Origin of the sequence: Thermosynechococcus sp. Uc (genome assembly GCF_029335995.1) — a bacterium.
GTDB lineage: Bacteria > Cyanobacteriota > Cyanobacteriia > Thermosynechococcales > Thermosynechococcaceae > Thermosynechococcus.
In genome coordinates, this window is record NZ_JARJMS020000066.1 from 1 (window position 1) to 20,808 (window position 20,808).

Annotated in this window: 21 protein-coding genes, 1 pseudogene and 1 riboswitch; of the genes and pseudogenes, 3 read left to right on the top strand and 19 right to left on the bottom strand. The window is 51.7% G+C overall.

Annotated elements, in window-relative coordinates:
• Positions 1-1,749, top strand: a 1,749-nt coding sequence (locus P3X23_RS07470; protein ID WP_300874884.1) for a polysaccharide biosynthesis tyrosine autokinase, incomplete at its 5' end; no start/stop codon positions are given.
• Positions 1,750-1,758: 9 nt separating this feature from the next.
• Here the strand turns inward: P3X23_RS07470 and P3X23_RS07475 are convergent.
• The 8 genes from P3X23_RS07475 to egtC all read right to left on the bottom strand — a co-directional run bounded on the left by P3X23_RS07475 (position 1,759) and on the right by egtC (position 7,949).
• Positions 1,759-2,232, bottom strand: a complete 474-nt coding sequence (locus P3X23_RS07475; RefSeq protein ID WP_300874887.1) for a hypothetical protein — start codon at positions 2,230-2,232, stop codon at positions 1,759-1,761.
• A 2-nt stretch (positions 2,233-2,234) separates the two neighbouring features.
• Positions 2,235-3,842 (bottom strand): 2-isopropylmalate synthase, encoded by a 1,608-nt coding sequence (locus tag P3X23_RS07480; RefSeq protein ID WP_300874890.1) that lies wholly within the window; start codon positions 3,840-3,842, stop codon positions 2,235-2,237.
• A 74-nt stretch (positions 3,843-3,916) separates the two neighbouring features.
• Entirely contained in the window at positions 3,917-4,936 is a 1,020-nt protein-coding gene (locus P3X23_RS07485) for a sirohydrochlorin chelatase (RefSeq protein WP_300874893.1), read from the bottom strand.
• Between the two features lie 33 nt (positions 4,937-4,969).
• Positions 4,970-5,111, bottom strand: a riboswitch (cobalamin riboswitch).
• A gap of 7 nt (positions 5,112-5,118) precedes the next feature.
• Positions 5,119-5,325 carry a hypothetical protein gene (locus P3X23_RS11985; RefSeq protein ID WP_367186553.1) on the bottom strand — a complete coding sequence of 69 codons (207 nt, stop codon included), beginning with the start codon at positions 5,323-5,325 and terminating at the stop codon, positions 5,119-5,121.
• Positions 5,322-5,471: a hypothetical protein gene (locus tag P3X23_RS07490; protein ID WP_300874896.1), complete on the bottom strand. Its 150-nt coding sequence runs from the start codon at positions 5,469-5,471 to the stop codon at positions 5,322-5,324. Before P3X23_RS07490 ends, P3X23_RS11985 begins: the two co-directional genes overlap by 4 nt.
• Before the next feature lie 241 nt (positions 5,472-5,712).
• A complete protein-coding gene (locus P3X23_RS07495; RefSeq protein WP_300874899.1) occupies positions 5,713-5,937 on the bottom strand; it encodes a hypothetical protein in 225 nt (74 codons plus the stop codon).
• Positions 5,938-6,067: 130 nt separating this feature from the next.
• Positions 6,068-7,192 carry an SUMF1/EgtB/PvdO family nonheme iron enzyme gene (locus P3X23_RS07500; RefSeq protein ID WP_300874902.1) on the bottom strand — a complete coding sequence of 375 codons (1,125 nt, stop codon included), beginning with the start codon at positions 7,190-7,192 and terminating at the stop codon, positions 6,068-6,070.
• Complete coding sequence (gene egtC / locus P3X23_RS07505; RefSeq protein ID WP_300874905.1) at positions 7,167-7,949, bottom strand: ergothioneine biosynthesis protein EgtC; 783 nt, start codon at positions 7,947-7,949, stop codon at positions 7,167-7,169. The genes P3X23_RS07500 and egtC overlap by 26 nt, the downstream gene beginning before the upstream one ends.
• 141 nt (positions 7,950-8,090) lie before the next feature.
• Here egtC and P3X23_RS07510 point away from each other — a divergent pair, with 141 nt between their 5' ends.
• Positions 8,091-8,801: a DUF2232 domain-containing protein gene (locus tag P3X23_RS07510; protein ID WP_300874907.1), complete on the top strand. Its 711-nt coding sequence runs from the start codon at positions 8,091-8,093 to the stop codon at positions 8,799-8,801.
• Here P3X23_RS07510 and fni read toward each other — a convergent pair.
• From fni to P3X23_RS07555, 9 genes are all read right to left on the bottom strand, one after another.
• Entirely contained in the window at positions 8,798-9,826 is a 1,029-nt protein-coding gene (fni, locus tag P3X23_RS07515; RefSeq protein ID WP_300874909.1) for a type 2 isopentenyl-diphosphate Delta-isomerase, read from the bottom strand. The two genes, P3X23_RS07510 and fni, sit on opposite strands and share 4 nt — an antisense overlap.
• 84 nt (positions 9,827-9,910) lie before the next feature.
• Positions 9,911-11,047, bottom strand: coding sequence for a geranylgeranyl reductase family protein (locus P3X23_RS07520; protein ID WP_300874950.1), 1,137 nt, complete (start codon positions 11,045-11,047; stop codon positions 9,911-9,913).
• Positions 11,048-11,112: 65 nt separating this feature from the next.
• Entirely contained in the window at positions 11,113-12,003 is an 891-nt protein-coding gene (locus tag P3X23_RS07525) for a cation diffusion facilitator family transporter (protein WP_300874912.1), read from the bottom strand.
• 13 nt (positions 12,004-12,016) lie between these two features.
• Positions 12,017-13,318 carry a carboxyl-terminal processing protease CtpC gene (gene ctpC, locus P3X23_RS07530; RefSeq protein ID WP_300874916.1) on the bottom strand — a complete coding sequence of 434 codons (1,302 nt, stop codon included), beginning with the start codon at positions 13,316-13,318 and terminating at the stop codon, positions 12,017-12,019.
• 117 nt (positions 13,319-13,435) lie between these two features.
• Positions 13,436-13,654 carry a hypothetical protein gene (locus P3X23_RS07535; protein ID WP_300874919.1) on the bottom strand — a complete coding sequence of 73 codons (219 nt, stop codon included), beginning with the start codon at positions 13,652-13,654 and terminating at the stop codon, positions 13,436-13,438.
• A gap of 176 nt (positions 13,655-13,830) precedes the next feature.
• Positions 13,831-14,718: an acetylglutamate kinase gene (gene argB / locus P3X23_RS07540; protein ID WP_300874921.1), complete on the bottom strand. Its 888-nt coding sequence runs from the start codon at positions 14,716-14,718 to the stop codon at positions 13,831-13,833.
• A gap of 19 nt (positions 14,719-14,737) precedes the next feature.
• Positions 14,738-15,208: an SRPBCC family protein gene (locus P3X23_RS07545; RefSeq protein ID WP_367186554.1), complete on the bottom strand. Its 471-nt coding sequence runs from the start codon at positions 15,206-15,208 to the stop codon at positions 14,738-14,740.
• Positions 15,209-15,388: 180 nt separating this feature from the next.
• Positions 15,389-15,634: a chlororespiratory reduction protein 7 gene (locus P3X23_RS07550; protein ID WP_300874926.1), complete on the bottom strand. Its 246-nt coding sequence runs from the start codon at positions 15,632-15,634 to the stop codon at positions 15,389-15,391.
• Positions 15,635-15,698: 64 nt separating this feature from the next.
• Positions 15,699-16,298, bottom strand: coding sequence for a CAP domain-containing protein (locus P3X23_RS07555; protein WP_300874929.1), 600 nt, complete (start codon positions 16,296-16,298; stop codon positions 15,699-15,701).
• A 176-nt stretch (positions 16,299-16,474) separates the two neighbouring features.
• On the opposite strand from P3X23_RS07555, the gene groL reads away from it, so the two are divergent.
• Positions 16,475-18,088 carry a chaperonin GroEL gene (gene groL / locus P3X23_RS07560; RefSeq protein WP_300874931.1) on the top strand — a complete coding sequence of 538 codons (1,614 nt, stop codon included), beginning with the start codon at positions 16,475-16,477 and terminating at the stop codon, positions 18,086-18,088.
• A gap of 63 nt (positions 18,089-18,151) precedes the next feature.
• On the opposite strand, the gene bchD is transcribed toward groL, so the two are convergent.
• On the bottom strand, positions 18,152-20,146 hold the full coding sequence (bchD, locus tag P3X23_RS07565; protein WP_300874933.1) for a magnesium chelatase ATPase subunit D: 1,995 nt from the start codon (positions 20,144-20,146) through the stop codon (positions 18,152-18,154).
• Positions 20,147-20,382: 236 nt separating this feature from the next.
• Positions 20,383-20,673: pseudogene (locus tag P3X23_RS11990) on the bottom strand (hypothetical protein); the annotation flags it as partial.
• Positions 20,674-20,808 lie beyond the last annotated feature (135 nt).

Here is a 20,808-nt window from a genome sequence, read left to right on the forward strand (position 1 = left end):
ATTATAGACTTTAATGAAAAAGAAAAGCAGCAGCAAATTTTTCAAAATTTACGATACGTTAACCAAGAAATTCAAAGAACACTTAGCCAAATTGATGATCTTGAAGATCAGTTGAACCAGTTTCGAGCTGCAAATCAAGTATTGAGGCCTGATTCTATAGGTGGCATTGGCGCGAGTGGCTCTAGTGATGCTGATCTGTACCGAATGCAACTAGCTAATTTGATGACCGCAAGAAATGAAAATATTGCCAAAATAGAATCTGTACATCAGACTTTTGATTCTATTAATTCACAGTTGCAAATGACCCCTGATGAAGCACTTGTTGCTTCTAACCTAAGTACATCGGTCAACTATACTAGCCTATTGAACAATCTAACAAGTGTCGAAAAAAAGCTTGCTGAAGAGTTAAGCAGATTACAACCAAATGCTCCTACTGTTCGTAGCCTTGATGAAGAAAGACGCCTAGTATTAGAGCAGATTAAGCGGGAGGCTCAGCAGATTGCCCAAAGAAATCGAGTCTCAAATCCAGAGGGATTGATCGGCTATCAAAGTTCTGTTTCAGAAAATTTGATTAGTAAGTATATTGAAGCAAAAGTTGAGCTTGAATCCCTGAGACGCATGGATGCAGAGCTTGCTCGGCAAATCGCAGTAACTCGTGAGGAATTAGCCCGACTGACACGCCTAGCAAACCCCTATCGAAAAATTGAGCAACGTATAGCAGCGGCACAGCAATCACTGCAACTTTTGCTTCAGACGCGGCAATCACTACAGCTACAAATTGCACAGCAGGATTTTACATGGCGGTTACTATCGGATATTAACGCGGAAGAATATGAAGTAACGATGCGGCTGTCAATGGCATTGGCAATTGCTTTAATTTTGGGAACTACCTCTGGGGTTATTTTAGCCTTGATTTTAGATGCGCTGGATTCCCGTTTTTTGGAGGTTGAACGAGTTCAGCAAAGCACTCGACTTTCAATTGTTGGACAAGTGCCCCTAGCTAAGGAGTTTGATCAGTATTCGTTTACACGCCTTGAAACTCCCCTTACGCTCTGGGGGCTGCAGCACCATCTGCCAGGGGCAACACCCGCTTTTAAGGAGAGTTTTTATTTTCTTTTGGTTCATTTAGAGCAGCTAGGTCTTCAGCGCACGCTGGCCGTGACATCTGCCCAGTCAGGAGAGGGGCGGACAACAATTGCAGCTTATTTAGGACTAGCTGCAGCGGCATCTGGTAAGCGAGTTTTGCTTGTGGACGCAAATCTGCGTCAACCCGGCCTACATCAAGTTTTCGGGATTGTAAACAGCGGTGGTCTCACTGAGCTACTGACAGAGGCGCTTCCTTTACCTAATTGGTTCACTTGTCTTGAAGCTTACTCTGAAAAACTTTGGGTACTGACAGCGGGGCAACCGCACCCAGAACCAATGAGTTTGTTGAGTTCTCCCCAATGGCATGGGTTTTTGACTTCTGCCCGAGTTGCATTTGACTTGGTTATTATTGACACGCCACCAATGGTGCAGTGTGCAGAAACGAATCGCCTTGTGGCCAGCGTGGATCAGGCGCTGTTTGTGGTACGTTTGGACAAAACAAAACGGGAGATGTTTGCCAAAGCACTCAAGGAGTATGATTTAGGGCTAAAGAATAAGGCAGTTGGTATCGTAGTTAACGGAGTGCGGGCAGCTAAGCAGAGCCAGATGGAAGATCTGCCGGTGTTATCTTCTTTTGTCCCTCGCTCAGCAGCAGTGAGTTAAGGCAAATCCCTACGGTAAACTCCGCGATCGCCGGTAAAAGTAAGAGCCAATAAGGGATGCTGGTAGGAGGCCAGCAAAAATCCGCAGTATTATCAACAGGTGAGCCAAGAAGGTCAGGCCAACCCAAAAAAGGGGAAACCAATGGGTGCGTGGATCGAGGGGGGGAAATGTGCGATAGGCCAGCCAAATTAAAGCAGGCGGTAGTGTCATCAGCAAAATGGCCAGAATCATCGCAGTGTAGGTCAAAGTAACAGGAGGACGGTTGAGCGATCGCCAGTGGGTACCAGTCCACTGCCAGCGAAATGGCATGGCACTATCTTCGAGCTGCGCCGTTTGATGGACAACATCTAGGCTGAAAATATGGCGACAAAAGTTACAGGCATAGGTATCCATGAGTACCATCGGTGCAATTTGTCCGTGGCGGCAGACGGGGCATAAATAAACCCCATTGGTTTCCAAGGGCTGAGCAGTGGACCCTGGCATACCTAAGCTTGAGGATGTAGCGCCCGTTGTTCAAGACCTCGATAGAGGCGGTTGAGGGCATTCATGTAGGCTTGGGCAGAGGCCACAATAATGTCGGTGTTGGCGGCATGACCTGAATAGATGCGATCTTCGTGCTGTAGGCGAATCGTCACTTCACCAATAGCATCAATGCCAGCGGTAACCGATTGCACCGAGTATTCAATGAGGCGGTTGGGAATCTGTACAACCCGATTAATGGCGCGGTAAACGGCATCCACAGGCCCTGTGCCAATGGCTGCGTCGGTTAATTCTTCGCCGCTGGGGGTACGCACGGTTACTGTTGCCGTCGGGCGAGCATGATCTCCACAGGAAACTTGGACAAATTCCAGTTGATAGCCCCGCAGATCAATCCCTTGGGTTTCATCCTTGGCGATCGCCTCGAGATCCCAGTCGGTGATTTCTTTTTTCTTGTCGGCGAGATCCTTAAAGCGCAAAAAGGCTTTATTGAGTTCGGTTTCACTGAGTTCAAAGCCCAATTCCCGCAGGCGGGTGGCAAAGGCATTACGACCAGAGAGTTTGCCCAAGACAATTTGGTTATCAGCAAGACCAATGAGTTGGGCGTCCATGATTTCATAGGTTTGCTTATGCTTGAGAACCCCATCTTGGTGAATCCCCGATTGATGGGCAAAGGCATTGGCACCAACGATCGCCTTATTGGGTTGAATGAGCATCCCCGTTAGGTTTGAGACTAAGCGAGAAGTTTTGTAAATTTCACGGGTGTTGATATTTGTGAGAGGTGCTTCTGATTCGGGTGGACGCCCCAAGAAGGGATTAAAGTACTGCCGCCGCACATAGAGAGCCATCACCAATTCCTCAAGAGCAGCATTCCCTGCCCGTTCACCAATGCCGTTAATCGTACACTCCAGTTGGCGCGCCCCATTTTTCACTGCTTCTAGGAAGTTGGCCACAGCTAAACCCAAATCGTTGTGACCATGAACGGAGATGACCACGCGATCAATATTGGGCACATTTTCCTTAATCCCTTTGATCAGGGCACCAAATTCAGTGGGGGTGGTGTAGCCCACGGTGTCGGGAATGTTAATCGTTGTCGCACCTGCATCAATGACCCGCTCAAGGACTTGATAGAGAAACTCAGGATCTGAACGACCAGCATCCTCAGGGGAAAACTCCACATCATCCACAAAGGACTTGGCATAGGCCACCATTTCTGGGGCAATTTCCAGTACTTCAGCGCGGGTTTTCTTGAGCTTGTACTCTAGGTGAATATCGGAGGTGGCAATAAAGGTGTGAATGCGGGGATAGTAGGCGGGCTTGAGGGCTTTGGCTGCCGCTTCAATATCTTGGCGGGTGGCACGAGCTAAGCCACAGATCACAGGGCCGGTTTCGGTGCCGACGGTTTCGGCAATCCGCTGGACAGCCTCAAAGTCACCGGGACTAGCAAAGGGGAAGCCCGCCTCAATAATATCCACCCCTAGTCGCGCCAGTTGACGGGCAATTGTGAGTTTTTCATCCACATTCAGGGAGGCACCCGGAGACTGTTCACCGTCCCGCAGTGTGGTATCAAAAATCAACACCCGATCAACGGTTTGGGGAGGATATTTAATACGCATAGACAAGCCCCATTTAAGCTTGAAAAATAGTAGCAATTATTTTAACTTTAACATTTTCAGCGGGGAGCCAACGCCTAGGGCACCTGCCAAATGCGTTGGTGATAACTGGGCAAATGATCCAAATTTACCGTTGATCCATGGTGATGAGGGTGATCCTCGTGATTATGACTATGGGAGTGGTGCTCATAGTGATGATGGTGGTGGTGATGAGTCTGGCCTGCCACCAAGCGAAATTTACAGGTCTCACAGTTCATCACTACCTGCCCGACATGGGTTTCAATTTCCCGCTGTCGTGTTAGGTAAAACAGTTGTGGATGCAAGCCAATTTCCGGTAAGTTCACGTATTCAACATGGGGATAGGCTGCTTGCGCTTTTGTAGTCAGGGTGTAAATTCTTTTGACCAGCGCCCCTGTAAACATGAAGTGGGGCAGGACGATGACACGACGAGGCTGGTGAAGATTGGCACGTACAAACCCTTCAGGTAGGCGGGGATGGGTAATGCCGATAAAGCACACCTCAACCGTTTTGTAGCCACTGCCTTCCCAGAGCATGCGGGCGAGCTTAAAGACATCGCCATTGGCATCGGGATCACTGGAACCGCGTCCCACGACTAGGAGAACTGTTTCTTCGCGGCCAATGGCTTGGGGGTTAAATTCCGGAGTGTCCAAGAGTTCAAGGCGCGATCGCCACAGCGTTAGAATTTCTGGGGCAATGCCATAGTGACGGCCATAGTGATAGCGCAACTCAGGAAAAGCACGCCGTGCCCGATCCAATTCATTCGTGACATCAAACTTATTGTGGCGAGCGGCAAAGAGCAAAATCGGCAGCACCGATAAATCCGTATGGCCTGTGGCAACGCACTGACTGAGAACTTCAACAATGGAGGGTTCAGTTAACTCCAGAAAACAGGGAAAAACAGGCCGACAGGGATCTAGTTGATAGTAGGCTTGGGCAAAGTCCAAAAATGCTTGGCGACCTTCAGGATCGCGGGTTCCATGACCAACCAGTAAAAGAGGTCGAGACTGAGGGAGGGGGGGTAAGTCCAGACTAAAACCGAAGGAATTGAGAATTGAATCGTTAAGCGTAACCAGCACCTTAGAAACTCCATGCCCGTGCGACGCAGGCAAATAGAGTGAACCACAGCAAGTAGGCATTCTGGCTGAGGGAGACTTCCCATCACAGCTGCGGCACAGCACCAGACTTGCACTGGATTTTCCCTACAGGCTGCTCTTCACAGTGAACGTTGCCAATTGTAACGAGATTCTCAGACCCCTGTCTATGCCAGGGGTGGGCACATCAGGTATCTATAGTGCCGCAGCATCGAGAACGCCGATGGTTTGGTTGTCAATGGCTTGAGCTTCTTCGGGGGTATTCCAAGCCTGAGGAGTCCCAGCTTACCAAACGCTGAGAGCGCTCCCATGAGGTGAAAGACAGTGCCCGTTGCTGTACTGGAGTCAAAGTGGAGATGATAGCGGGCAATCATATCCAAAAATCATTGGGCAATAGACCCCAATAATGGGGCTGGCAGAGGTTATCAGAGGCAATGTAATACTTGGGACGGCGATGCTTGCTGTAAAACAGGCCAGACGCTAGCTCATAGTGGCCATCGGTGAGGAATTGTAAGGCCATGAAGGGGTGGGTAGTGCCGCCCTTGCGCAGGTTTATTTCAATGGCCTAAAGTTCCCACCCCTGAGCTGTCTGGGTTGCAACAACAAAATAGCCGATCACTCCCTGCTAGGCTAAATACGTCCCTACCGTTTGCCTGAGTTTTTGGAGTTGTTGGCGATAGTCGGCATGGGCAGGGAATTCACAGCCAATGAAAATTTGACCGCTGGGGGCATTCACTAACTGCTCATGGGTCGAGATGATTTCAACACTGCCTTTGGGGGGAATACAGCCTTGGACGCTGGGCGATCGCTAAATCCAAGTCGTAATCAATAATACTGGGGTGCAGCGGCTGCGATGTCACATAGATCATGCGAGTGCAGTGATTCCGCAACTGGATCAGCGTATAACGTTGCCGCTCCTCAGAGTGGGTATCGCCTGTAATCTTGGCCAGTTCTGGTTGGGGAAAACTCAGGGAAAGCACCACCACAATATCGCGCTCACTGCCATCAGGAGCAACTCAGGAATAAACGTTATCTCTTCCGTCCCAACGCTCTAGAAGGCGCGTCTGTAGTTGGCGGAACTCCTTGAATCATTAGACTTGTCTTTTCAAACTTTCTTTACTGAGCAATTAGATCTTCTTGGTTAACGTAGCGTGCCCCAGCAAATACCTCACGGGTGGTGCGGCTATACCAATTGCGAAATGAGGGACGCTTGAGCAGAGGACGTGTCCAGTGACTACCGCCTTTGAGGACAAAGTGCTCACCATCAAAGTAGGGTGCAGAATAGCCACGGTAGGGATAGCTCTGGAACCCCGGATAGGGGGCAAAGGGACTTTGCGTCCACTCCCAAACATAACCCTTATTCAGAAGTCCCTGCTGAGCAGCAATTTCCCATTCTCGTTCACTGGGAAGGCGTTTGCCTCGGAAATGACCATAGGCTTCTGCTTCGTAGAAACTAAGTCCCCACATAGGTAGGTCTAAGTTCTCAGGGATGGGGTAGAACGGTGAAGTAATTTCCTCTGCTTTGCGCCATTCCCATCCCCTGCTTGACCACCATTCCCGTCGCTGATAACCACCCGCTTCCACAAAAGCAAGAAATTCCCGCCACGTTACCGGTGCTGCATCAATCGTAAAAGGAAGCAGTTCAATACTTTGGACGGGCTGCTCGTTATCCAGGGCTAAGGGGTCTTCACTGCCAATGACATAACTCCCAGCAGGAATCTGTTGATGTTTCTGGGGGCACGATGGGTTAGGGGGTAATGTGGTCAAAATCCCCTGCATTGCCAGCACCATTTGCATCGTTTCAGTGTGTTGAGCTTCATGCTGTAAAATCCACCACCAGAGACGAAGTTCCCGTTGCCACTGTTCAGCGGTGAGAGTGCAGAGGCGATCGCCCGTGCGTCGGCGAATTTCTGCGAGGTAATCAAGTAATTCATTGTACGGTGGTAAATATTGTCGTTCCACCTTGGGGCGACCATCAGCGGCATACCAATAGCGATCGCGATCGCTAATAGCCGAACGGTCAGGCAATAGCCAAAAGGCTTCTGTGTAGCCAATGTGCCCCAGATGCCACCCCACGGGACTATAGAGGGGATGGGGCTGAGCACAGAGGACGGCCTCACTTAGCTGCGCAACTAACTGAAGCGTAAATTCCCGCTGGTGCTCAAAAGCTTGCCAAAAGGCTTCCCGATCAAAAGGGTCAAAAGGCACGGCGGTCTCAGAGGGCGTCAATTTCTGGTTCACTGTGCAAGCTCATTAACAGCAGTTTATTCTCGCCTAAAGGATACCACTCCGTTTGAGAATCTATAGGTTCTGAGGTGAGCTGAATTTTTTCGGCCTCTTGACTCCAGTACAGGGTCGGGGGTGGTGTGCCACAGGAGCAGCGGGTGGCCAAAATATACTTACCGTCAGTGAGAATCATCGCGGCACTAACACTGGTCCGAGCACTCTGCGCCAGGGAGAAGAGAATTTGCAGCGTCTGGCGCAAAACCATCACCGGTGACAGTTGCGGATTCAAGACTAGTTCATTGCAAAAGAGAGCAAAGAGGTGCTCAGAATCCGTCGAGCCTTCAACAATGTTGTAACAAATATCCGAGAGGCGATCGCGCAGGGGGCGGTAGAGGGTTTGGCGAAAGTTCTCGATAAAGCCATTGTGAACCCCCAGCCAGCGTCCCCAGCGAAAGGGCTGTGTATTTGTGATTTGCACCGGTTGCCCAAGGGTGGCGCTGCGGACATTGGCCAGAAAACAGCTCGATTCAATATAGCGGCTTAAATACTCAGTGAAATTGATATCATGCCACATGGGTAGCGTTTGCCGATAGAGAAAGGGGGGCTCATCTTGGCTGCTATCATACCAGCCAACCCCAAAACCATCGGCATTCAAGAGTCCCGCCGTCATTTCACGGGGTTGGTAACTTTGCACCAACAGGGAATGGGGAGCCTCCACCAAGGCATGGGCAAGGGACGTTTTGCGCCCCATGTAGGCATAGAGACGACACATAGATTAACATGCAAAATTGGTAAGAATAGCCTACCGTTGATTCTAACTTTCATCCAACGATTTTTCTCGGGGGCTATATCCAATTTAAGAGCTGGCAGTAAAGCTTGCTAAAGTATAGAGAAAAAAGGTTATTTGCAATCAATGAAGCCAACGGATTCCCTAGAAGATGATTTTCCCGATGTAGAAGCCATTGTGCCCCCTGAGCAGTCCTCAGCCTTAGGGCGATCGCAAATTCAACGCACCTTGGTCATTACCGAAACAGCCTTCCTTGCCAGTACCGCTGCTCTGCTATGGGTGATTAACTTTTATTTGCCCATTGGGCCAGTCTTGCGTCTGTTTTTTCCGATTCCCATTGCCCTAGTTTATTTACGCTGGAACCGCCGCGCGGCTTGGATGGCCGCCATTGTCAGTGCACTGCTCCTTTCTGTTTTGATGGGTCCCCCCCGCAGTCTGCAATTTCTCTTACCCCACGGCATGATGGGGGTCATTTTTGGCGGCTGTTGGGCAAAAAAAGAGGGCTGGGGACGTTCTATCCTCGGTGGTGCAGTAGTTGGTACCGCAGGATTTTTCTTTCAAATTAGTCTTGTGTCCATTTTGCTGGGGGAAAACCTCTGGATTTACTTCAATCAGCAGGTTACGAATTTCATTGATTGGGTACTGGTCAATCTGAATTTGCTGTTGGAACCAACGGTGACCCTTATCCAAGTTGTGGCACTGCTACTCGTTTTTTTCCAGTCCATGGTTTATGCCTTAGTGGTTCATATCTTGGCATGGACACTCCTAGAGCGGTTGGGGAATCCGATTCCGGATCCGCCCCCTTGGCTGCGCACAATCCTTGAAGACCCCCGCTAGAGCCTTTCAAGAGAGCGGTGCTGAAAGAGGTGTTGCGGGGTGGCACTGCCTGTACAAAACAGCACGGTTTTCAACTCCTCAAGGATCAAGTCAATATATTGGGTGAGTGCTTCTTCAGATTGATGGGCTGCTTGCAACAAGGGTCGCGCTAAACCTGCAATCGCTGCCCCAAGGGCAAGGGCCTTGGCGACATCAATGCCATTTTTCAGTCCCCCAGAGGCAATCAAGGGCGTGTTGGGCAGGGCAGTATGAATTTGCTCAAGGCACTCAGCCGTAGAAATCCCCCATTCGGCAAAGGCCTGTCCAAGGTACTGTTGACGCGCATCTTGAGCCCGCGCCGCTTCCACTTTTGCCCAAGAAGTTCCCCCTGCCCCCGCCACATCAATGGCCGCGACCCCCACATCCACGAGTTGCTTGGCCACATCGGCACTGATGCCATTGCCCACTTCCTTAACAATGACTGGTACGGGTAGGGCACGACAAAGGACGGCAATTTTACTTAGGAGTCCCTTGAAGTTGCGATCGCCCCCCGTTTGTACGGCCTCCTGCAGGGGATTGAGGTGTAAAATCAGGGCATTAGCCTCTAGAAGATCAATAATTTTTTGGCACTCACTAATGCCACAGCCATAGTTCAACTGCACCGCACCCAAATTAGCCAACAGGGGGATCGTGGGTGCCTCCTGACGAATGGCAAACGTTGGCATCACCTCTGGATGCTCCAGCAGCACTCGTTGGGAACCCACGCCCATGGCAATTCCTTTTTGTTGTGCCACCCGTGCTAAACGGCGATTGATTTCTCCTGCTTGGGGCGTCCCGCCGGTCATGGAGGAAATCAGCAGGGGGGCGGCGAGGGGCCAGCCAAGAAACTCTACACCTAGATCAATCTCGGCAAAGTCCAGTTCGGGTAGGGCACAATGCCGAAAACGATACTTCTCAAAACCTGTCGTGATTTCCTTGTTATCCACATCACCCTGAATACAAAGCTCGAGGTGTTCGGCCTTGCGCTGCTCAATGGGACTGCTCACCGCTAAGATTCCTCAGTGGAAATGCACCAACATTATAGGGGTAAGCGCCCTTGACCCCATGCCGCAAAAGGCCAGCGCCTACTTCTAGCGGCGAAAGGGAGAGGCCGCCAAAGCAGTGGTCAACAATTTCAAGCCATTGGTGGCAGCATCGCGGTAGCGGGAATAACCACAGAGGATTTGCCACATGCGCTGGCGAGTACTGGGACGCTTGACGGCCACCTGATAGGCAAGCTCTGGCAAGCGGTAAAAGAGGCTCCCCAACCGCCTCGCCCAAGCCATATCAATCCCCCATTCCTGATGAACTTGGCGTGAATAGTTGGCCAAGGCAGTGGTATCTCCCCCTAGGGCGCGATCAATGGCCTGAGCCGCCAGCATCCCTGTCAGCAGAGAAGGGCGAATGCCTTCACCGGTAAAAGGATCAACAATAGCCGCTGCTTCGCCCGCTAGGAGGGCATTTTGGCTGTGGAGAGGGTGATACCCCTGCCAGCAGAGGAGTGGGTGGCCGTAGTGCTTTACAGATTGCAAATCCACGCCAAAATGGCGCGCATATTCAGCGCAAATACCCCTGAAGTCTTGGGGCTTACCACCCATAAAGGCTCCTACGCCGATGGAATAGCCGTCGGCTTTGGGAAAATTCCAAGCGTAGCCGTTCTGCACACTCCCAAAATCAAAGTGAGCCGCCCGCTGGGAGTGATTGCCCACCGGCACCTCTACTTCTAGAGCACCGCCCCAGCGCGGTCGTCGGCGAGCTAAGCCCAACCACTTGGCCATTGAACCTTTTGCGCCATCACAGCCAATGAGGTACAAAGCGCTGAAATCGCCGCCGTCTGTGTGCACTTGCCAGCGATCGCCCGCCCATGTAATGCCAGTCACCTCGGTCTGGGACTGCACCTGGGCGCCCTGTCGCTGTGCCTGTTGAACCAAAAAATAATCAAACACATCTCGCCGCACCATCCAAACTGCCTGGTCTGGAGGCAGTTCCAGCACTTGCGCGTCCCCGCCTTGCCATGTACAAATCATCTGCGTCAGCTTTAGGGAGATGGCAGGACTAAAGTCAAAGTCAAACCAAGACTGCACTTGGGGCGACACACCGCCTCCACAGGGCTTATAGCGGGGCAGGGCTTCCTTTTCCAGAACCAACACTCGACGGTCTTGCTTGGCCAAGTGATAAGCAGCTGCACCGCCCGCCGGGCCTGAGCCAACAATAATGCAGTCGTAGATCACAGGGGCTCTCCTTTGTGACTGAGCGTGGGTTCTAGAACAATAACAACAATACCCCAAATTCTCTAAAAAAAGCTGATCCGACTGGATTCGTAGTCGGGGGGTTCGACATGGATGACAATGCGGGCTGGTCCATAGTGCTCTTGCAGGAGTCGCTCAATCTGCTCGGTAATGGCATGGGCAGTGGAAATATCTTCGACCTCTACGATTAAGTGCATCTCAATAAACACCTGCCGTCCCACCACCCCCCGCGAGCTAATGTCATGGCAATTCACCACACCGGGTACGGTCATCACTAGCTCATGAATGGCCTCAGGGGCGATCGCCATCTCATCCACCAGCCAAGGAATGTTACTCTTGAGAACTTCCCAAGCACTCCAAAACACAAGGACAGCCACCGGAAAAGCTAGCACCACATCCAACCAATCCCAGTTGAACGTCCAAACGCCAATCAACCCCAACAGGACAATAATAGTTGTCCAGACATCGCTCAGCGTGTGTTTGGCATCGGCAATGAGGACGAAATTATTCAGCTTGCGCCCCATGTGGTGCTCATAGAGGGTAAGGCCAATATTCATGCCCAGGACAAGAATCACAATCCACAGCTCTATCCCTGTGAGTGTCACAGTACTGCTTTGATGCAGCAGGCGTTCAACCGCACTTCGTAAAATTTCAAAGCAAACCATGCCCAAGAAGGCAGCAATTCCCAGTGCACCCAAGGCTTCAAACTTTTGGTGACCATAGGGATGATCGCGATCAGGATGGGGGCTAGCCCACTGCATGGCCACTAAGCCCAAGATGCTACTTCCTGCATCGGTGAGACTATGGAGGGCATCGACCTGTAAACTAAGGGAGTGACTAAGAACGCCGACAATGGCTTTAGTAAGCGTCAGTGTGACATTGACCCCCAGTGCCAAGAACAATACCCGCTGCGCTTGTCGGCGCTGGTCAACCATAGAGATATTAAACCTAAGGATGAGTCGCTTGGGCAGGTCGCGCCGATTGGGTATTGCGCCGCTGCGCTAGGATGTGTTCATTGAGAACCGCTAGTGCCCGTGTAAATTGGGGATCGCGATCAGTGGCAATGTCATCGCGAGTGAGTTGCTCCCGCTGCTGCTCAGTAAGCTTAACTTCAATATCGGGTTCGATACCTTTCTTGTTAATGTCCCGACCACTGGGGGTAAAGTACTTGGCAATTGTCACCGCAATCCCTGCGCCTTCACCCACTGGCTGGACGGACTGCACCAAGCCTTTACCAAAGGTGCGCGTTCCTACCAATACGGCACGGCCATTGTCCTGAAGGGCACCCGCTAAAATTTCACTGGCACTGGCAGAACCACCATCAATGAGAACCACTAGGGGCTTATTGGTCAAGAAACCGCGACCCGCGCGTAAGCGTTCTGCTTCCCCTTGGCGGTTGACTGTGGAGACAATATCGCCCTGCGGTAAAAACATGCGGGCAATTTCCGCGCTGGCAAACAGTAGCCCCCCCGGATTGGAGCGCAAGTCCAGAACATAGCCCTCAACGCCCTGCTTCTCTAGAGCGCGAATAGCTGCCCGCATCTCGGCTGCGGCATTGGAGCTAAATGTAACAAGACGAATATAGCCCACAGGCCCTTGGGGAGTTTGCCGTAAGCTGTAGCGGACAGGATGGATTTCAATACGGGCACGGGTAATCTCATAATTCAAGACTTGACTTCCCCGCTGGATCGTCAAGCGCACTTTTGTATTGACAGGGCCGCGGATCATGCTGACTGCTTGGTTGAGATCCATGCCCTTGGTGGATTTACCGTCGATTTTTAAGATGATATCCTTGGCCATTAAGCCTGCTTGAGCCGCCGGACTCCCTTCAATGGGAGAAACCACCGTGATCTGCTTTGTTTTTTCATCTTGGGTAATAGTAATACCTACCCCTGTGAGCTCACCAGAGGTTTCAATTTGCATGGAGCGAAATTGCTCCGGATCCATAAAGCGGGTGTAGGGATCATTGAGCTTCTCCAGCATTTCCCGTGCCGCTTTATACGCTTCCTCTGGTTTGGTGTAGTTACGGGAGAGAAACTCCCGCCGCACAGCACGCCAATCATTGCCGTTGAAGGTGGCATCAACGTATTCACGGTCAATGATTTGCCACACTTCATCCACCAGTTCCTTAGGACTTTGGCGAAAACCTGCTAGGCTACGCGACCAGTGAAGACCCGCACCGGTGACAGCAACCAATGCTGTCATAACCACTGTTGTACTGACAACGATCGTGCGGTGTGTGATTCCCATATGATTCGTCCCGAATGTTTGATCCTTTAGCCTACGCCCAATCTAGCATAAAGACTTGCCTTGGCTAGGGGCGATCGCCAGCTATGTTTTCCGACGCGCAGCGCAAAGAAAAAGTGCCTAGACGCCTAGTTGTTGCCGAATGCAGTAGTTCACACTCTCATCTACCACTCGCTGTGCCTGCTGCTGCCGAGGAGACTGGGGTTGGCTAAGGGTTTGAAAGTCGGCGTAGCTCACCCGCTGTTGGATATAGTTAATGGAGCACTGGCAAATGTTATTCATGACTGAACGGGGGACAATGGGTGCTGATCGCCGACCCCGTTCAATGCACATATCCATAAAACTACTGACGGCCAGTTGGGGGTAAGGCTGGGGAACTGCGTCTGCAGACCAGGGGAAGCTTGTAGCTAGACCGCTAGCAACTAACATTAAAGAGAATAATTTCATCGCTAATAAATGCTAACGCTATAACATCGGTGTAATACCCTAGGACGCACTGATTCATGCAAAAAGTTTTAATCGGTGAAGGCACGATTGTAGGCGGCGTTGGAACCCACCAACATTGAACCAATGCCTGAATCGGTAAAAATTTCCAGTAAGAGGGCATGGGGTACTCGGCCGTCAATAATGTGAGCAGCTTTCACCCCTTGAGCTAGCGATCGCACGCAACAGGTCACTTTGGGAATCATCCCCCCCGACACCACCCCATCCTGAATCAATTGCCGCGCTTCGGCAATATCAAGGCGATAAATGAGCGTACTGGGGTCGCGATAATCCCGTAAAATTCCTGCTGTGTCCGTCAGTAAAATCAGCTTTTCAGCCCCCAAGGCGGCGGCAATCTCGCCGGCAACCGTATCAGCATTGATGTTGTAGGCTTGTCCCGTATCATCCGCTGCCACACTGGAAATCACGGGGATATATCCTTTCTCCACCAGCGCTGTAATCACACGGGTATCTACTCCCTGCACTTCGCCTACAAAGCCGATACTGTCTTCCCCTTGGGCACGGGCACGAATCAGGTTGCCATCTTTGCCACACAGACCCACCGCTTTGCCCCCCGCTTGGTTGATGAGGGTCACAATTTCTTTGTTCACCCGACCCACCAACACCATCTCTACCACATCCATAGTCGCGGCATCGGTTACCCGCAGCCCATTTTTGAATTGGGGTTCAATGTTGAGCTTGCTCAACCAAGTATTGATCTCTGGACCACCGCCATGGACAACCACAGGGCGAATGCCCACGTAGGAGAGAAAGACAATATCGCGAATGACGGAATCCTTGAGCTGCTCCTCCTTCATGGCGGCTCCGCCATACTTGACAACAAAGGTGCGCCCCGCAAAGGCTTGAAGATAAGGCAGGGCTTCACTAAGAACACGAACGCGATCGCTATCGCTGAGCATAGAATTATCCCTCGTCAGCCTAAAAACCTAAACAGGGGTCAATAGGGGGCTTAGGGGAGGGGGGATCCTTCTCCGCCGCGATTGCTAGACGAGCAGCCAACACTGCCGCATAATTACGAATCAATGACCAAATCAAGGGTGCAAGCCACCCTCGCAGCATGACCGAGCAGGAAATCTGACTTCCGCAGACCGTGGATTGCAAATGATAGGTCACCCGTTCCTCTACCCCCGGCAAGACCAAAATGCGAATACTCAACAGCTTCCCCGGTGAGACACGCTCAACAAAAATCTGAATCGGCCAAGGAATCCAACGGGTCATTGCTTGGAAAATAAACCCCGGCTTGGGTACAAGCCCGTAGGGGACATTCGTGCGCAAAATCAAGGGATGCCACGACACATCGGCCAAATTCACTACTTTGCGCCAGATCAAATCCACCGATGCAGAGCTAAGAGCTTGGTAGGTGCCTGCCAACGGCCAACTGTAGGTCATTTGCTGTTTTTTCTTTGGTTGATGACGGCGATTGGCCACAGTTGCATTACCCTGAATATTCTTGACGATATGGACACCAAAAAGAATAAGAAATTGTCCGAACTCTTTTGCTTATCCAAGAGCCTTATCTATATTAGAACGGAATTTTCCGAGCAGAGGTTTCGTAATCCTATGTAACAATTACTTTTCTAGGCGCACAGCGTACCACTGCAGGTAGCCCCCATTGGCCAATTGCAGTTCACAGCCGGTTGTCATCAGATACCGGGCACGACTTTCCACATCAGGCAAGGTCAATAGATCGGGCGTTAGGCAAACGTCAGTTCCTGTTAAATATTCCACCAGCTTGGCCTGTAGCTCCATGGGCGTGAGAAAGGTCTCATCCTTGGCAGTGGACTCGAGAACAACGTACATCTGTTCAGTAAACATGGTTAATGCTGTTAGCTTGACATTGATTACATTAAAAAATTATTCCCACAGCAAAGCTCTGCCTTTACGGGGGTGGCAGTGCAAACATCTGTACAGCATAGACCTCGCCCCGTGCTGAATTCAAAGCAATGCCAAAGCCAAAACGGGTAAATTCAGGATAAAGGATATTCTGACGATGGCCGTCACTGTACATCCAGCCTTTTTGGCAGTGCTCAATAAGCTTATAGTTGAGCATCAATCCGAGGACACCCCGCTGCTCCATGATATTTTCACCCACGCCACCGCGCCCCCCTAGGGCAATAAACCGATCCATTGGCGATTGCCCCTCTGGGTTGATATGGCTAAAGTATTGGCGCTTGAGCATGTCTTCGGCATGGCGTTGTGCTGTCTTTGTCAGTAACTCATCAGCAACAAGGGGCGGCAATCCATTGAGCCGGCGATCGCGATTTACTAATTGCAGGGCAAAGGCACGCACTTCCGCAAGGGAACGTTTCGGCTGAGCAGCAATCACATCTACCTGTGGGGCACCGATTTGCCAGTCTTGTCCCCCTAGACCGTTATCGAGGTGGAAAGACTCTTTAGCCGCCACAAAAGCAATGCCCAAGATTAATGTGACATACAAAAAGACCTGTAAGTGCTGTTGATTAAGCCGACGGCCGGTCATGTCTGAGAAGTGTCTCTACCTATTCCCAGTGTACGCGAGCAAGTGCGGAATCCCCTACATTTTCTGCCATTGCCTTGAGCTTGTTTTCCACAGTATTGTGAACAGTGGCTTGAAATCTGCCAAGTTTGCAGTCCCTCAATGATCACCTCCAACCAGTTACTAAAGGATAGCCACCCATGGCAAAATTAGTCGCATTTCATGAAGAATCTCGGCGATCGCTCGAACGCGGAATTAATGCCCTTGCCGATGCCGTAAAAATTACCCTTGGCCCTAAAGGGCGAAATGTGGTGCTTGAGAAAAAGTACGGTGCACCACAAATTGTCAACGATGGGGTGACAATCGCTAAGGAAATTGAACTAGAAGATGCCTATGAAAATACTGGCGCTCAACTGATTCGGGAAGTGGCCGCCAAAACTAATGATGTCGTCGGTGATGGCACCACCACCGCAACCCTCCTTGCCCAAGCGCTGATCCGTGAAGGCCTAAAAAATGTAGCTGCCGGTGCTAACCCAATTGCCCTCAAGCGCGGCATGGAAAAAGCAATTAAAGCAGTTGTTGATGGGATTGCTGAGGTCGCCAAACCCGTGGAAGGGGACATGATTGCTCAAGTGGCAACTGTCTCCGCCGGTAATGACCCAGAAGTGGGAGCCATGATTGGTGAAGCCATGGCCAAAGTGGGCAAAGATGGCGTGATCACCATTGAAGAGTCCAAATCCCTGAATACAGAAATGGAAATTGTCGAGGGGATGCAGTTTGATCGCGGCTACATTTCCCCCTACTTTGTCACCGATGCAGAGCGGATGATTGTCCAACTCAACAATGCCTATCTGCTGCTGACGGACAAAAAAATTACTAGTATCCAAGACCTGATTCCCACATTGGAAAAGGTTGCCCGCAGTGGTCGTCCCCTCGTGATCATTGCCGAAGATGTCGAAGGAGAAGCTCTTGCCACCCTAGTGGTGAATAAACTGCGGGGTGTTCTCAGTGTTGTTGCCGTGAAAGCTCCCGCCTTTGGCGAACGGCGTAAAGCAATGCTCCAAGACATTGCCATTCTCACGGGCGGTCAAGTCATTTCCGAGGAAGTGGGACTGACCCTAGAGGATGTGGAAATCACAATGCTGGGAGAAGCCGCCTCCGTCACCGTGACCAAGGACACGACCACCCTTGTGTCAGAGAAAGGCAATAAAGCTGATATTCAAAAGCGCGTTGAGCAACTCAAGAAGCAGTTGGCAGAAACCGACTCCGAATACGACAAAGAAAAACTACAAGAGCGGATTGCTAAGCTTGTGGGTGGTGTGGCTGTGATCAAAGTGGGTGCCGCTACCGAAACAGAATTGAAGGATCGCAAACTCCGCTTCGAAGATGCCCTCAATGCCACAAAAGCAGCAGTTGCTGAAGGGATTGTGCCCGGCGGTGGTGTGACATTGCTCCACTTGGCCAGTCGCATTGATGCTCTGCTTCCTAACCTCAATCTTGAAGAACAAACGGGTGCGCGCATTGTCGCCAGTGCCTTGGCAACGCCAGTGGCTCAAATTGCTGATAATGCCGGTGTCGAAGGAGCCGTTGTCGTGGAAAATGTCCGCGCGGGTGACTTTAACTATGGCTTTAATGCCGCCAGCGGTACCTACGAAGATCTGGTCAGTGCTGGGATTATTGACCCTGCCAAGGTGGTTCGCTCCGCTCTACAAAATGCGGGTTCGATCGCCGGCATGGTACTGACCACTGAAGCCCTTGTGGTGGAAAAACCGCAACCCAAAGCCGCAGCTCCTGCCGACGGCGGCATGATGTAGGCTCACCTGCCTAGTCGTTACCTCTCCTCCTCATCTGACTGGGGGAGAGTTTTTTATGGCTATCTAAAATTTCAGGGCATTCTGGGTCACCTGGGCGATCGCCTGATCGGTGGCCTTAGGCAGATGATAATACTTGCCTCCCGCTTGCTGTGCCAATTCCTTGCCCATGCCAGTAGAGACAAACTTATTTTCAGTGTCAATTACCAAGAGCTTCAAACCTAAAGCTCGAATTTTAGCAGCAATTTCCAGTACTTCCGCCTTAACATCGGGCTTGGCCTGCGGCGGAATGGTCTCCCCAAGGGAGCGGCTCAGGGGGATATTGCCGCGACCGTCGGTAATGGCCACAATCATCACTTGACCAATTTCACCACTTTGCCGGGCATTTAGACCCACACGCACCGCTTGGGTCAGGCCATGGGCCAGGGGAGAGCCACCCCCACAGGGCAAGGTTTCAAGGCGCCGTCGGGCTGCTTCAATGGAGCGGGTTGGGGGCAAGAGCACTTCCGCTTGCTCGCCACGAAAGGGAATGAGCGCCACCATATCGCGGTTTTGATAGGCTTGGGTCAGGAGGCGAAGAACTGCTCCTTTGGCGGAGTTCATGCGGTTCAGAGCCATTGAGCCGGAGGCATCGACAACAAAAATAATTAAGGCACCCGCTTTGCGCACCAAGCGTTTAATCCGCAGATCACTGTTTTCAACAATGACGCAGCGCTGCGGTTGGCGCAACCGACGGGATTTTTGGTAGGGAGCGGCACTGCGCAATGTTGCATCCACAGCAATTCGACCTCCCCGTCCGCGGGGCAACATAGGGCGGATATAGCGACCGCGATCTTGGGAATAAATCAGGCTGCGGCTCCCTGATTTTCCTTGACGTTGGGTCAGTTGGGCAAAGTAGAGCACCGACTCATCCAAGACCGTGCCATCGGCTTCAAAGACAAATTCCTCAGGAATGGGGGGCGTCTCCTGCTGCTCTTGCGGTGGGGTCTCTGGCTCAGCCGGTCCTTCTTCGGGGTCAGACTGCTGAGTCTCTGGGGGGGGCGGTGGCTGATCCGGCGGCAGTTCAAGCTGAGTGGCGCGTGGCACAATCACCAGTTCAACGGCACGGCGCAGGTCTTCAGCGTTCACTTCACTACGACCATTGAGAGCCGCATGGGCTTTGGCTACCCGCACGGCAAAGAGTTCCGCCCGATGGCCTTGCACCCCTGCGCGCAGGGCTTCGGTAACCAAATAGGCAATTTGTTGCCGTTGAATTTTTACCTCCTTGAGCCACTCCCGCGCCAGAATGATTTGGGTGCGCAGATCCTCAAGCTCGGCATTGTACTGCTGCAAAAAGGCTTGGGGGGAATCGGCAAATCGGGTGGCATGATCCACCGCCGTGACCCGCTCATCTAAGCCCAAAACGGTATCTGCCGATAGGGCGATCGCAAACCGATCCAGCAGGTGGGGCGGGACTTCACCCTCATCGGGGTTAAACGTGGCAATCAAGAGGGGACGACAGGGGTGCTCCAGACTAATTCCCTCCCGCTCAATTTGGTTGCGCCCGGTACTGAGGACGGCCATGAGCAGATTGGCCAGTTGCTCCTCCAACAGATTAATTTCATCCACATAGAGCACTCCCCGGTGTGCTGCCGCCAATAGGCCGGGCTGAAACACCGCTTCGCCCCGCTGCACCGATTGACTCACATCCACTGCCCCCAACAGGCGATCTTCGGTGACGCCAAGGGGAATTTGCACAAAAGGGGCTGGAATTACTTTGGTTTTCAGCTCAACCTGAGGATGGCTTTGCCACCAAGTTTGTAAGCGGCTATCCCACTCTTCGGGACGTTCCGGATCGGGATTGGCAATGATTGGAACTGGAATCTCTCCTTGATCAATGACTTCAATGGGGGGCAATAGGGCATGAATACCCCGTGCAAGGACGGATTTAGCCGTACCGCGTCGCCCAGCAATGATGACTCCTCCCAAACCGGGATCAACGGCAGCCAACAGCAGCGCCAGTTTAATAGCTTCTTGGCCAACGATGGCAGGGATGGGAAAAGGGGCGATCGCAAGTGTCATTGAATTCTGGTTGAATTTGGATCAACAGTCATCTCATCCTTATCTTAGCGAGGGAAGGAAACGGTTTCCCGCTTCTTCGGCTAGACTGGAGCCACAAATTTGTAGGGAAGCCTTCTCCGGAAATATCTGTGGCCAACAACGGCTGCCGTGACTCTATTGAGTATGACACCGCTGGCGACGCTGGCGCGTCGCCTATTGATTCGACTACCCCTGCGGGATTGGCGTCCTCAAAGATACTATTTTGAGGCCGTCAATGGCGAGTACACGTATCGATGGATCAAAAACCCCGAGGGATGTTCTTGACCGTAAATCGTGGTACCTGCTGGGACATACTCCCGACGGCAAGCTTTTCCAGTCTTGCGACCTTTGCATTTTATAGTGAACCGATGCCCTAGGCCTACCTTTTTAACAAGCAATGCAGAGTTCACGTCTCGACGGTCGGATCACGCTTGCGGCACTTGGTTCAGGCAGATTCCCCAGTGCTGTGACGTACCAGCGGGGTTGACCTTCACGACCAACCGCCCAGCTATCCCAGCGTCGGCAAAACGTTCTGAAGTCTGTCTTTAGTCGCAGGCTGCGGCTGAACACTATGGGAAGTCGCTGCTTTGGGATGAGTCCTACTTCATCGCCAGTGGCGGAGCGGTCAAAGCGGTACATTGAGC